This is a genomic window from Ensifer sp. Root423, assembly GCF_001426275.1.
Taxonomy (GTDB): Bacteria; Pseudomonadota; Alphaproteobacteria; order Rhizobiales; family Rhizobiaceae; genus Ensifer; species Ensifer adhaerens.
In genome coordinates, this window is record NZ_LMEG01000045.1 from 471845 (window position 1) to 483922 (window position 12078).

Consider the following 12078-nt stretch of genomic DNA (forward strand, 5'->3'; position numbering starts at 1 on the left):
GAAAATATCACAGGCCGCATGTTTCCTCGATCCGCACTGATCGACGCAAGCATGCAGCAGCTCAAGTCGCTACAGCGACGTATTCCAGCCGTCGAGCCGTTCCACCCGCTCGACGCCGGCGAAGCGGGCAACCCGATCGAGCTCGGCATCGATGCGTTCCAGGCGCCCTGCCGAGGCGCGGACGCCCTTTTCGAGCCAGAGCTTGCGGACATCGAGGCTGCCGCGCTTGCGGTCCGCCTTCATGTCGATGCGGCCGATCAACCGGTCGCCCTCGATCAGCGGGAAGACGTAATAGCCATATTCGCGCTTGGCCTCGGGCACGAAGATCTCGATGCGATAATAGAACCCGAACAGGCGCTCGGTACGATTGCGGTCGCGCAGCAGCGGATCGAAGGGGCTCAGCACCCGCACCCGGCCCGGCGGCTCAGGGATATCGCCAAGTGCGTCCGGGAATCCAGCGAAGGCGTAGGCGACACGCGGGCGTCCACCATCGATCGCTTCGATCTGCACTTCCACGAGTTCGTCGCGATGCTCCGCCACCCAGGTCTTGGCCTCCTCGGGCGACACCAGATCCCAGAAGGCGGCAATCTCGCCATGGGTGGCAAAGCCGAGACGCTCCAGCGCACTGCGGCAAGCCCAGTCGATGAACTCCGGATGGCTGACGTCATCCTCGTTGTGGTGCGGCGGGATCACTCTTTCCGTGAGATCGTAGACCTTCTGGAAATTCTCGCGCCGCGCGATCGCCAGCTTGCCCGTGCGCCACAGCACTTCCAGCGCCGTCTTCGACGGATGCCAGTTCCACCAGCCGCCAGACTGGTGTTCGGCTTCCTTCAAGTCTCGGGCGAGCACCGGGCCGCCTTCGGCAATACGTTGATAAGTGTCGTCGCAGCCTTTTTCAAAGCCTTCGCCACGCCACGCCTTCCACCGCTCGACGATCGTCTCACCTTCCCATTTGAAGCGATGCTTCCAATAGCGGAAGAAGCTGCTTGGAATGATCGAGGCATCGTGGGTCCAATGCTCGAAGAGGTCGCGATCGTCCTCCAGCAGCGCCGTCAGATGCTCTCGACGATAGGTCTGGTTGCGGGAAAACAGGATCTGGTGATGGGCGCGCTCCACCGTGGCGATGCTGTCTACCTGCACGAAGCCGATGTCGTGGATGAGCTTCAAGAGGCCTTCCTTGCCGAGCGCGCGGTTGGGCGCGCCTGAAAGGCCCTGCTTGGCGAGGAAGATGCGACGGGCGTCGCTGTTGGAAAGGCGAATCGTCATGACGATAACAATAGGCTTTTATTCCCATAATTCAAATGCCGCATCGGTCCGCGGACTGCATTGCCCTTGTTGTCGCACTTGGCCTATAGAGCAACCCGAAAACGGCGCGGGCCGGAGACAGCGAGGAACGGAATGGACATCCGCTTTACCGATTGCGCGGTCCGCTTCGGCGAGCGGGTGGCTTTGCACCCCTTGACGCTCACGCTCAACGAAAAACGGATCGGCATCATCGGCCTCAACGGTTCCGGCAAGACAACCTTCGCCCGGCTGATCAACGGTCTGGTGAAGCCTTCCTCCGGCGGCGTTACGGTCAACGGGCTCGATACGATCAAAGACGACCGCGCCGTGCTTTCCGAGGCCGGCTTCATCTTCCAGAACCCGCACAACCAGCTGATCATGCCGATCGTCGCCGAGGACATCGCCTTCGGGCTGAAAAACCGCGGGCTTTCGCGCGAAGAAGTCGACCGCCGCATGCAGGCAGCACTTTCGCGCTTCGGCATCGAACACCTGGCAAGGCGGCGCGTGCATGAGCTTTCGGGCGGAGAAACGCAGCTCGTCGCCATGGCGAGCGTCGTCGTTACCGATCCGAAGATCCTGATCCTCGACGAGCCGACGAACCAGCTTGACCTGAAGAACCGCCGCCGTGTCGCCGTGGCGATCGACGACCTGCCGGAGGATACGGTGGTGATCACCCATGATCTCGGTCTCGTCGAGAATGTCGAACGGCTATTGCTCTTCCATGAGGGCCGTCTTGCCTTCGACGGCAACCCGCAAGACGCGATCCGCCGCTATCACGAGATCGCCGGATGCTGACGAGCCTGCACATCGAGGGCAGCAGCTTGCTCCACCGGCTGCCGGTCAGGGTCAAGCTGATGGCACTCGTGGCGTCGAGCATCGGCCTTTTTTTGAGCGCTTCGCTCGCGGTTCAGGCGATCGCCTTCATCGTGGCCGCCGCACTTTATCTCTCCGCCGGCCTCACGCCCAAGGAGGCGCTGAAGCGCGTCGGCTTCGTCTTCCTGACGATCTTCTTTCTGGCGGCCGTCAATCTCTTTTACCTGTCCGTTGCCGAGGTCGCCACGTTAACCTTGCGGCTGATGGCGCTGGTTCTGTTTGCAGCCGCCGTCACGGCGACGACGACGATCAGCGCCTTCATGGACGAGATCACCATCCTCTTGAGCCCGCTGGAACGGCTGGGCTGGCTGAAGGGGGCCGATGTCAGCCTGGCGCTCGGGCTCGTACTGCGCTTCGTCCCGGATATCTTTGCGCGCTATCAGGCAATCCGCGAAGCCCATCACGCCCGCGGACTGCCCGTCCGGCCGTTGACGATCATAGGGCCGCTGATCATCCTGACGCTGAAAGATGCCGACACGATTGCTGCCGCGATTGACGCGCGCGGATTTCGCCGTCAATAAATTCGCGAATTCTAAAAAACAGGGAAGCGGAACTACATGAATACCAGAGATCTCGTGCTCATCGCCCTCTTCGCCGCGATCGTCGTCGTGCTCGGCTTCATTCCGCCGATCACGCTCGGCTTCATTCCGGTCCCGATCACTGCGCAATCCATGGGCGTCATGCTCGCCGGCTGCATTCTCGGCGCCAGGCGCGGCGCGCTCGCCTTCCTGCTGTTCCTGCTGCTGGTCGCCATCGGCCTGCCGGCGCTTTCGGGCGGCCGCGGCGGCCTTGCGGTCTTTGCCGGCCCGTCGGGCGGCTTCATCATCGGCTGGGTCGTTGCCACCTTCGTCACCGGCCTGATCGCCGAGCGCACCGTGCGCGAAGGCCAGGCCGAAACGCGCCAGTTCATCGGCTTCTTCCTCGCCTCCGTCCTCGGCGGCATCGTCGTGCTCTATGCGATCGGCATGCCCTGGGTTTCCGCCGTCACCGGCACCCCGCTCATGACCGTTGCAGCCGGCTCGCTCGCCTTCATTCCGGGCGACCTGCTGAAGGCTGCGATCGCGACGCTTGCCGCACGCGCGGTCTACGCCGGCTATCCGCTGTTGCCGGCCCGCGCCTGAGCCGATGCCGTTTGCCGCCGCGATCCATCGCCACGCGCAAGACCATCCGCATGCCCCGGCCTTCCAAATCGAGGGCCGGGTTTTCACTTTTGGTGACCTCGCACGCATCGCCGGCGCACTTGCCGAACGTTTCGGAGACTTGGTTAGGATTGCCGAACGCCGCAGCGTGCTCGGCGACCGCTCTCGCCTGATCGCACTGGAGACGGGCAATCACCCGCTCTTCGCCGCTGCCTTCCTGGCCGCCACCAGCGGCGGCAACTGCGTCGCGCTGATCGATCCGCATCTGCCGGAGGCGACGCGCCAGACGATGCACGATCGCCTTTCGCCCGATCTCATTGTCACGGCCGATGGCGCCAACCTCTCGCTCCATGCGCCCGCAAGCGGCGAGACGCGAACCTTTCGCGAGGCCGAAGGCAACGAGCGAAAGCCGCTCGCAATCGGCGACGACACCGAGCCATTCCTGATCGTCTTCACCTCGGGCACGACAGGAACGCCGAAAGCGATCATCCGCGATCGCGGTTCGTGGCGCAGAAGCTTGGCCACGGGCGAACCCTTCTTCGGCATCGACCGCGCCACCCGCACCTTTGCGCCCGGTCCGCTCGCGCACGGGCTGACACTTTATGCGCTTGCCGAAACCCTTGTCGCCGGCGCCGAATTCATCGGGGCCGCGCATTTCGAGGCCTCCCGGGCGATGTCCATCGTCGAGGCGAAAGAGGTCAAGCGACTGGCGCTGGTGCCGACGATGCTGCGGCGGCTCTGCGCTGCAGCCGCCGACCGGCCGCAAACATCCGTCACCCAGATCACCGTCGCCGGCGCCAAGCTGACCGAAAACGATCGCGACAGCGCGGCACTCGCGTTTCCTCAAGCCGATATCATCGAATATTACGGCGCCTCGGAACTGGGCTTCATCAGTGTTGCTACCAACGGCGACACCGCTTCGGCCACCGCCGTCGGCCGTGCCTTCCCGGGTGTTACGCTCAGCATTCGCGACGACAGGGGGGGCGAAATGCCAACCCGTGAGACGGGCACGATCTTCGTCGACAGCGCCCTCATATCCGACGGGTATGTCGGCACCACCGATGGTGCCGGCTTCCGTCGTCTCGGGTCGCTGGCGACGGTCGGCGATCTCGGCTTCCTCGATGAGTGCGGCACCCTGCACCTCCTCGGCCGGTCCGGCGGCATGGTGCTTTCGGGCGGCAACAACATCTACCCGCAGGAAGTGGAAGCCGCGCTGACCGCAGATCCCGGCGTGCACGCCGCTCTCGTCCTCGGGCTCGACCACCCGGATCTCGGCAGCGAACTCGTCGCCGTCATCGAGCCGGAAGGCGGTATGTTTGATCGAGAAGCGCTTGAGCGTCATCTCGCCGCCCACCTGCCGCGCTATAAGCATCCGCGCCGCATCTGGCTCTGCCTGAATATGCCGATGACGCAGTCGGGCAAGGTGGCGGCGGGCACGCTCAGACAATGGATCGCGGATGGAAACGATGCTCTCGAACTCATCGACTGACCCGGCACGCATACCTGTCATTATCGCCGCTCTCCGCACACCGATCGGCCGCGTCAACGGCACGCTTCGCGATATCGAACCGTCGCAGCTGGCGGCACCGCTGATCGCCCGTATTCTCCGCGATACCGGTGTAAAGGCGAGCGAGATCGACGACGTTCTTCTCGGAAACGCCGCCAACAGCGCCGGCAATCTCGCCCGGCTCGCCGCCCTCGAAGCCGGCCTGCCGGTCTCGACGCCGGGTGTCACCGTCGACCGCCAATGCGGTTCCGGGCTGGAGGCGATCACCCTTGCCGCACGGATGATCCAGGCGGGCGCCGGCCGTTTCTACCTGGCCGGCGGCGCCGAGAGCGCCAGCCGTGCGCATATCCGCCTGAGACCGCCGCTGGAGCGCGGCGGCGAACTCGCGCCGGTCAAGCGCGCCCGCATGGCACCAGACGAGATCGGTGATCCGGATATGGGCGTCGCCGCCGAAAACGTCGCGACCGCCTGCAAGATCTCCCGTGAGCGCCAGGACGCCTTTGCGCTTCAAAGCCACCGTCGCGCGGTCGAGGCCGCCGTTGCCGGCCGCTTCGCCCGCGAGATTGTGCCGGTCGAAACAGCGACGGACCTTATGTCGCGCGATGAGTGCCCTCGTGCCAATGCTTCGCTGGAGACGCTGCAACGGCTGAAGCCGGTCTTCGTCGAGGGCGGGACGGTAACGGCCGGCAATGCCTGCCCGATCAACGACGGCGCGGCGGTGGTGCTGGTGACGAACCTTGCCGAGGCCCAACGACTTGGCGTTTCCTTCGCACTCGAATTCGTCGACGCGGCGACCGCGGGCGTCGATCCCAATCTGCTCGGGCTTGGCCCGGTCCCGGCAATGCAGAAGCTGAAGGCACGGCAATCCGCGCTCGATCCGGCAAAGGTCGATTTCATCGAATTCAACGAGGCCTTCGCTTCGCAGGTGCTCGGCAGCCTCGACCAACTCGATATCGCCGCGGAAAGGGTCAATCTCGACGGCGGCGCCATCGCACTCGGCCATCCGTATGGCGCCTCGGGGGCGATCCTCACCGTCCGGCTTTTCTCGCAGATGCTGGCATCGCCGAAAGGCACGGAAGGACTGGCGATGATGGGCGTCGGCGGCGGCATGGGCATCGTCACCCTGTTTCGCGCGGTTTAGGCGGCGCAATTCCGGACGGAAAACCGCTTCGCATAGTACGCGACACTGGTCTGGTAACGAGATAGATGCCCCCTCTGCTCTGCCGGACAGAGGGGGGGCGCCTTTTGCCTGGACGGGCCAAAAACACCATGAAAGCTGGAGCGTCGTCTATTGTGACGGCTGCGCGCTTTTCCCGGAATCGCTTTGGCTAGACCGAATAGGCCGCCAGCCATTCGCGCGTCGCCGTCGGCAGCGGCAGCGGCGTGTGTCGCTGCGGATCAACCGCGACCCAGACGACCTCGACTTCGGCAGCGAGTTGGCCGCGTGCTTCGACCTTGACGACAAAACTGATCGAGCTGCCGCCGACCTTCGCCACGTTGACGGTAAGACGGGCCGGCTCGTCGTAGCGCAGACCACGGTGATAGACGCAGGCCGAGCGGCGCACGAGATAGCTCGGCTCGTTCACCACATGCGGACGGTGACGCCAGAGGCTGGAAAGCGCGGCCTCGGCGTGGGCATAATAGGCGGCATTGTGCATGTGGCCGTGCATGTCTATATCGCGAAACGGAATCCGGATTTCCGTGACGTTCTCCAGCTCCCTGCCGTCCATGCGAGGCTCCCTGACGATGCGCTCCACCCTCGTTAGCCAGTTCGGTGATCCCCGGCAAGTGATTGCGATGGTCGACGCCGGGCGCGTGGCGCCTGCGGCGGGCGAAGTCGAGGTTGCGCTGTCGCTTGCCGCCATCAACCCGTCCGATCTCATCCCGGTGACTGGCGCCTATAGCGCCCGCACCACGCTGCCCTTCGTGCCGGGCTTCGAAGGCTTCGGCACGGTGACGCGCGTCGGCCCTGGCGTGACGTCGCTGAAACCCGGTGATCGCGTGGTGCCCATCGGTGCCAGCGGTCTCTGGCAGGAATATCTGATCCGGCCGGCCGAATGGTGTTTCGCCCTGCCCGACGACATCGGCGAGACCGATGCGGCCACCTGCTACGTCAATCCGCTGACGGCGCTGCAACTGGTCGAGGCGCTGCGCCAACATTTCGGCCCGCTCGGTGGCCGCCGTATCGGCGTCACCGCGGCAGGGTCGGCGATCGGCGGCATGCTGATGAAGCTGCTGGCCGGCGAAGACGCGGATGCCACCGGGATCGTCCGCAGCGCGCGCAGCGCCGAGCGGCTGGCAACCGGGGTCCCCGGCCACATCGTGTTTGGCGACGAGGGCCGCGTGCCGCAGCTTCGCCTCGACGCAATCATCGACGCTGTTGGCGGTCCGTTTGCCGGCGATCTTATTCTGCGCACGCTCGAACCGGGCGGCGCCTTCATCCAGTATGGGGCGCTCAGCGGCGTTCCGGTGCCGCAGGCGGCGATCCAGGCGCGGCCGGACATCCGCTTCTCCTTCCTGTGGCTGCGGACCTGGGTGCATTCGGCCGGGCGACCCGTGATCGAAGCGGCCTTTGCCAAGAGTTTCGAAGGTTTGCGATCGGGTCTCTTTTCCAGCCGCATCGCCGAAATCTATCCGCTAAGCAAGCTCGACGCGGCGCTCGCGCATCAGGCGGATCCGAGCCGCGACGGCAAGCTGCTCATCGATCCGCGCTGTTGAAAATTGCGCCTTTCGACCGGCTCGCCATGGACCTTGCAGGGTGGGCGCACTAGGTTCCGGGCATGACCACGTTCCTCTATGAAAATCCGGTCTTTCTGGAACACGAGGTTCCGGAAGGGCATCCCGAGCGGCCGGACCGGCTGAAGGCGCTGAACCTTGCGCTCGAACATCCGAACTTCTCCGATCTCAAGCGGATCGAGGCGAAGAAGGCGAGTGAGGATCTCGTCCTGCTCGCACATCCGGAAGAGCATCTCGCTGCCGTCAGGCGCGCCATTCCGGAGGAAGGCCTCAACCATTTCGAGGCCGACACCTGTGCCAGCCCCTTGAGCCTCGACGCGGCGCTAACCGGGATCGGCGGAGCGACCGCAGCGGTGGACGCCGTCTTTACCGGCGAGACCGACAACGCCTTCGTCGCGGCGCGGCCGCCAGGACACCACGCCGAGAAGAACAAGGCGATGGGGTTCTGTCTTTTCAACACGGTGGCGATCGCCGCCCGCTATGCCCAGAAGGTCCACGGCGCCGAGCGGGTCGCGATCGTCGACTGGGACGTGCACCACGGCAACGGCACGCAGGACATCTTCTGGGACGACCCCTCGGTGCTCTTCTGCTCGACGCACCAGATGCCGCTCTATCCCGGCACCGGCGCCAAGGACGAGACGGGTATCAAGGGCAATGTCGTCAACGCGCCGCTGTCGCCGAACATGGGCAGTGAACATTTCCGCGAGGCGTTCCGCAGCCGCGTGCTTTCAGCACTCACCAATTTCCGGCCGGACTTCATCCTGATCTCCGCCGGCTTCGACGCGCATCACCGCGATCCGCTGGCGCAGATCAATCTCGTCGCCGAGGATTTCGACTGGGCGACCGGGCGTCTGCACGAGATCGCCGATCGCAGCGCTGGCAACCGCATGGTCAGCCTGCTCGAAGGCGGCTATGACCTTCAGGGCCTGGCCGAATCGGCCGGCCTGCACATCTTGAGACTGATGAGAGGGTAGACATGAACACCACTACGCAACCGGACGTTTCCGCCCTCTCCTTCGAGCAGGCCGTCGAGGAACTGGAGCGGATCGTTTCGGCGCTGGAGCGCGGCGATGTCGCCCTCGACAAGTCGATCGAGATCTACGAGCGCGGCGAAGCGCTGAAGAAGCATTGCGAGGCGCTGTTGAAGGCCGCCGAGGACCGCATCGAAAAGATCCGCCTCGACCGCGCCGGCAGACCGCAGGGCGTGGAGCCGCTCGACGCCGACTGATCGTTTCATCGCAATTCCGGGCGGAAAATCGCTTCACGCTTTTCCCGGAATTGCCAAGATCGGATTGATCGTCGCGCGGAAACACTGCGTCCTTGCTTCGCCCCTACCCGCCTGATGTCATAGGCGTTAGGACTTGAAGCGACAGCAAAAACGGGAGCACGCGCCATGTCTTTCTTTCCAGGCCCCGACCCGCTCGCCGGCGACAAGCCCGCCTGCGACGCCATCGAACATCTGATCGTTCCGCGCACCAGCGACATCGGCGGGCTGCAGGTTCGTCGCGCTTTGCCGACAGCCAAGCGCCGCCTGGTCGGCCCCTTCATCTTCTTCGATCGCATGGGTCCGGCGCTGCTGCGCGCCGGCGAGGCGATCGACGTGCGTCCGCACCCGCATATCGGTCTTTCGACCGTCACCTATCTCTTCGACGGCGAGATCAAGCACCGCGACAGCCTCGGCACCGAGATGGTCATCCGTCCCGGCGACGTGAACCTGATGACGGCCGGCCGCGGCATCGTGCATTCAGAGCGCTCGCCCGAGAACCAGCGCGGCCACGACCGTTCGATCTCGGGCCTGCAGACCTGGCTGGCGCTGCCCGATCACAAGGAAGAAATCGACCCGATCTTCAGCCATACCGAAGAACGCATGCTGCCGCATATGAGCGACGACGGCATCAAGGCGCGGGTGGTGATCGGCAACTTCGAGGGCTCGAAGTCGCCGGTCTCGGTCTTCACCGACACGATCTATGTCGATCTCAACATTGCACCCGGCAAGAGCGCCCCCTTCGCGGCGCAATGGGAAGAGCGCGCGCTCTATATCCTCTCCGGCGAGGCGATCATTGCCGGCGATCATTTTGCAGACAACCAGCTGCTCGTCTTCCGTGCCGGCGACGAGATCACGGTCACGGCCGGACCGCAGGGTTGTCACGTGATGCTCTTCGGGGGTGCTGCGCTCGGGTCGTCCCGCCACATCTGGTGGAATTTCGTTTCGTCTTCGAAGGAGCGCATCGAGAAAGCCAAGGAAGAGTGGCGCAGCGGACGCTTCGACATCGTGCCCGGAGACGAAGAGGAATTCGTTCCGCTGCCCGAGGGCTGACCGCGACCTAAAGTGGCACAGGATGGATGCGGAAAACCGCGCAACATTGCCTCATGGCGCTTGAATCGATTTCGATTCACAGAATCATGCGCTAGTCTCTTGGTTGACGACGCAGGAACGCCTAATTTTGCATTCAGCAACGATTGCGTCTAAAGAGCCGCTTCGACGGTACCCACCAACTATCGCGCGCCCGACCTTTGGGGCGCGCATGAGGCATGCAGCGTGACACAACTGCCAACCAATCCGATGCCGGCTACTCCCTTGCTCGACAAGGTGACCTATCCCGACGATCTGAAGAAGGTCGACGACAAGGATCTGCCGCAGCTTGCCGGAGAAGTCCGGGCAGAAATGATCGACGCGGTGTCGCGTACCGGCGGGCACCTTGGCGCGGGCCTTGGCGTCGTCGAACTGACGATCGCCATCCACAAGGTCTTCAACACGCCGCATGACCGGCTGATCTTCGATGTCGGCCACCAGTGCTATCCGCACAAGATCCTCACCGGCCGCCGCGATCGCATCCGCACGCTGCGTCAGGAAGGCGGCCTCTCGGGCTTTACCCGCCGCGCCGAGAGCGAATACGACCCCTTCGGTGCCGCGCACTCCTCGACCTCGATTTCCGCCGGCCTCGGCATGGCGGTCGCCGCCGACCTCGACGGCAAGAACCGCAATGTCATCGCCGTCATCGGTGATGGCGCGCTTTCGGCCGGCATGGCCTATGAGGCGCTGAACAATGCCGGTGCGCTCGACGCGCGGCTGATCGTCATCCTCAATGACAACGACATGTCGATCGCGCCGCCGACCGGCGCGATGAGCGCCTATCTCGCGCGCCTTGCCTCCGGCCGCACCTATATGGGCATCCGCGAAGTCGGCAAGAAGCTGACGGCCTATCTCGGCAAGACCGTCGACCGGGCGATCACCCGCGCGGTCGAGCATGCCCGCGGCTACGTCACCGGCGGCACGCTCTTCGAAGAGATGGGCTTCTACCATATCGGCCCGATCGACGGGCATTCCTTCGACCATCTGCTGCCGGTGCTGCGCAACGTGCGCGACAACGCCAAAGGTCCGGTGCTGATCCATGTGGTGACGCAGAAGGGCAAGGGCTATCCGCCGGCGGAAGCTGCCGCCGACAAGTACCACGGCGTCAACAAGTTCGACGTCATCACCGGCGCCCAGGCGAAGGCGAAGCCGAACGCGCCCGCCTATACCTCTGTTTTCGCCGATGCGCTGACGCAGGAAGCCGGCTTCGACGACAAGATCGTCGCCGTCACCGCCGCCATGCCGTCCGGCACCGGGCTCGACAAGTTCGCCAAGGTCCATCCGTCGCGCTGCTTCGATGTCGGCATTGCCGAGCAGCACGCCGTAACCTTTGCCGCCGGCCTTGCCGCCGAAGGCTACAAGCCGTTCGCAGCGCTTTATTCGACCTTCCTGCAGCGCGGCTACGACCAGGTGGTCCACGACGTGGCGATCCAAGGCCTACCGGTGCGCTTCCCGATCGACCGTGCCGGTTTCGTCGGCGCCGACGGTCCGACGCATGCGGGCTCGTTCGACACGACCTATCTCGCCACCCTTCCCGGCTTCGTGGTGATGGCGGCTGCCGACGAGGCGGAACTGAAGCACATGGTGCGCACGGCTGCTGCCTATGACGCCGGCCCGATCTCGTTCCGTTATCCGCGCGGCGAAGGCGTTGGCGTCGAGATGCCGGAGCGGGGCCAGATCCTCGAGATCGGCAAGGGCCGTATCGTCAAGGAGGGCTCCAAGGTGGCGCTGCTTTCCTTCGGAACGCGCCTTGCCGACTGTCTGCTGGCCGCAGAAGACCTCGACGCCGCCGGGCTTTCGACCACGGTCGCGGATGCGCGCTTTGCCAAGCCGCTGGACCATGACCTCATCCGCGAGCTTGCCCGCAACCACGAGGTGCTGATCACCATCGAGGAAGGTGCCGTCGGCGGCTTTGCCAGCCACGTGCTGCAGTTCCTCGCCGAGGACGGCCTGCTCGACGGCGGCCTCAAGGTTCGTCCGATGGTCATGCCCGACGTCTGGATGGAACAGGCCAAGCCCGAGGCCATGTATGCCGCCGCGGGCCTCGACCGCGCCGGCATCGTCTCGACCGTCTTCAAGGCACTCGGCCAAAAGCAGGATATCGGCATCGGCGCTGCCGGCTGAGGCTTCCGTGCGACTTCAAGCAAAAACCCCGGCTCGTCCCCGGGGTTTTTGCTTTTCCGGAC

The 12078-nt window shown here is 64.5% G+C and carries 12 protein-coding genes; 10 read left to right on the plus strand and 2 right to left on the minus strand.

Annotated features, from left to right (window positions below; translation table 11 throughout):
• Positions 1–69: 69 nt before the first annotated feature.
• The gene (locus tag ASD01_RS30950; protein ID WP_034801172.1) at positions 70–1266 is read right to left on the minus strand and encodes a winged helix-turn-helix domain-containing protein; all 1197 of its coding nucleotides are present in this window, start codon (positions 1264–1266) and stop codon (positions 70–72) included.
• A 132-nt stretch (positions 1267–1398) separates the two neighbouring features.
• On the opposite strand from ASD01_RS30950, the gene ASD01_RS30955 reads away from it, so the two are divergent.
• From ASD01_RS30955 to ASD01_RS30975, 5 genes are read left to right on the plus strand one after another with little or no spacing between them, the layout of a single operon-like run.
• Positions 1399–2079, plus strand: coding sequence for an energy-coupling factor ABC transporter ATP-binding protein (locus ASD01_RS30955; protein ID WP_034801169.1), 681 nt, complete (start codon positions 1399–1401; stop codon positions 2077–2079).
• Complete coding sequence (locus ASD01_RS30960) at positions 2073–2678, plus strand: CbiQ family ECF transporter T component (RefSeq protein WP_082572959.1); 606 nt, start codon at positions 2073–2075, stop codon at positions 2676–2678. Before ASD01_RS30955 ends, ASD01_RS30960 begins: the two co-directional genes overlap by 7 nt.
• Before the next feature lie 36 nt (positions 2679–2714).
• Positions 2715–3278, plus strand: coding sequence for a biotin transporter BioY (locus tag ASD01_RS30965; RefSeq protein ID WP_034801167.1), 564 nt, complete (start codon positions 2715–2717; stop codon positions 3276–3278).
• Positions 3279–3282: 4 nt separating this feature from the next.
• On the plus strand, positions 3283–4785 hold the full coding sequence (locus ASD01_RS30970) for an AMP-binding protein (protein WP_034801164.1): 1503 nt from the start codon (positions 3283–3285) through the stop codon (positions 4783–4785).
• Positions 4763–5944 carry a thiolase family protein gene (locus ASD01_RS30975; protein WP_034801161.1) on the plus strand — a complete coding sequence of 394 codons (1182 nt, stop codon included), beginning with the start codon at positions 4763–4765 and terminating at the stop codon, positions 5942–5944. The genes ASD01_RS30970 and ASD01_RS30975 overlap by 23 nt, the downstream gene beginning before the upstream one ends.
• 187 nt (positions 5945–6131) lie before the next feature.
• Here the strand turns inward: ASD01_RS30975 and ASD01_RS30980 are convergent, their stop codons facing one another.
• Positions 6132–6533: an acyl-CoA thioesterase gene (locus ASD01_RS30980; RefSeq protein ID WP_034801160.1), complete on the minus strand. Its 402-nt coding sequence runs from the start codon at positions 6531–6533 to the stop codon at positions 6132–6134.
• 16 nt (positions 6534–6549) lie between these two features.
• Between ASD01_RS30980 and ASD01_RS30985 the strand changes: the two genes are divergently transcribed.
• The 5 genes from ASD01_RS30985 to dxs all read left to right on the plus strand — a co-directional run bounded on the left by ASD01_RS30985 (position 6550) and on the right by dxs (position 12016).
• Positions 6550–7521, plus strand: a complete 972-nt coding sequence (locus ASD01_RS30985; protein WP_034801158.1) for a zinc-dependent alcohol dehydrogenase family protein — start codon at positions 6550–6552, stop codon at positions 7519–7521.
• Positions 7522–7583: 62 nt separating this feature from the next.
• Positions 7584–8513 carry a histone deacetylase family protein gene (locus ASD01_RS30990; protein ID WP_034801156.1) on the plus strand — a complete coding sequence of 310 codons (930 nt, stop codon included), beginning with the start codon at positions 7584–7586 and terminating at the stop codon, positions 8511–8513.
• A gap of 2 nt (positions 8514–8515) precedes the next feature.
• Entirely contained in the window at positions 8516–8767 is a 252-nt protein-coding gene (locus tag ASD01_RS30995) for an exodeoxyribonuclease VII small subunit (protein ID WP_034801154.1), read from the plus strand.
• A gap of 165 nt (positions 8768–8932) precedes the next feature.
• A complete protein-coding gene (locus ASD01_RS31000; RefSeq protein ID WP_034801152.1) occupies positions 8933–9856 on the plus strand; it encodes a pirin family protein in 924 nt (307 codons plus the stop codon).
• Between the two features lie 246 nt (positions 9857–10102).
• Positions 10103–12016, plus strand: coding sequence for a 1-deoxy-D-xylulose-5-phosphate synthase (gene dxs / locus ASD01_RS31005; RefSeq protein WP_034801149.1), 1914 nt, complete (start codon positions 10103–10105; stop codon positions 12014–12016).
• The last annotated feature ends 62 nt before the right edge of the window (positions 12017–12078 follow it).

What these genes read in the sequence shown, in the direction of transcription:
- ASD01_RS30950 (WP_034801172.1), bottom strand. Translation starts at nt 1,266, where the DNA reads ATGACGATTCGCCTTTCCAACAGCGACGCCCGTCGCATCTTCCTCGCC.
- ASD01_RS30955 (WP_034801169.1), top strand. Translation starts at nt 1,399, where the DNA reads ATGGACATCCGCTTTACCGATTGCGCGGTCCGCTTCGGCGAGCGGGTG.
- ASD01_RS30960 (WP_082572959.1), top strand. Translation starts at nt 2,073, where the DNA reads ATGCTGACGAGCCTGCACATCGAGGGCAGCAGCTTGCTCCACCGGCTG.
- ASD01_RS30965 (WP_034801167.1), top strand. Translation starts at nt 2,715, where the DNA reads ATGAATACCAGAGATCTCGTGCTCATCGCCCTCTTCGCCGCGATCGTC.
- ASD01_RS30970 (WP_034801164.1), top strand. Translation starts at nt 3,283, where the DNA reads ATGCCGTTTGCCGCCGCGATCCATCGCCACGCGCAAGACCATCCGCAT.
- ASD01_RS30975 (WP_034801161.1), top strand. Translation starts at nt 4,763, where the DNA reads ATGCTCTCGAACTCATCGACTGACCCGGCACGCATACCTGTCATTATC.
- ASD01_RS30980 (WP_034801160.1), bottom strand. Translation starts at nt 6,533, where the DNA reads ATGGACGGCAGGGAGCTGGAGAACGTCACGGAAATCCGGATTCCGTTT.
- ASD01_RS30985 (WP_034801158.1), top strand. Translation starts at nt 6,550, where the DNA reads ATGCGCTCCACCCTCGTTAGCCAGTTCGGTGATCCCCGGCAAGTGATT.
- ASD01_RS30990 (WP_034801156.1), top strand. Translation starts at nt 7,584, where the DNA reads ATGACCACGTTCCTCTATGAAAATCCGGTCTTTCTGGAACACGAGGTT.
- ASD01_RS30995 (WP_034801154.1), top strand. Translation starts at nt 8,516, where the DNA reads ATGAACACCACTACGCAACCGGACGTTTCCGCCCTCTCCTTCGAGCAG.
- ASD01_RS31000 (WP_034801152.1), top strand. Translation starts at nt 8,933, where the DNA reads ATGTCTTTCTTTCCAGGCCCCGACCCGCTCGCCGGCGACAAGCCCGCC.
- dxs (WP_034801149.1), top strand. Translation starts at nt 10,103, where the DNA reads ATGCCGGCTACTCCCTTGCTCGACAAGGTGACCTATCCCGACGATCTG.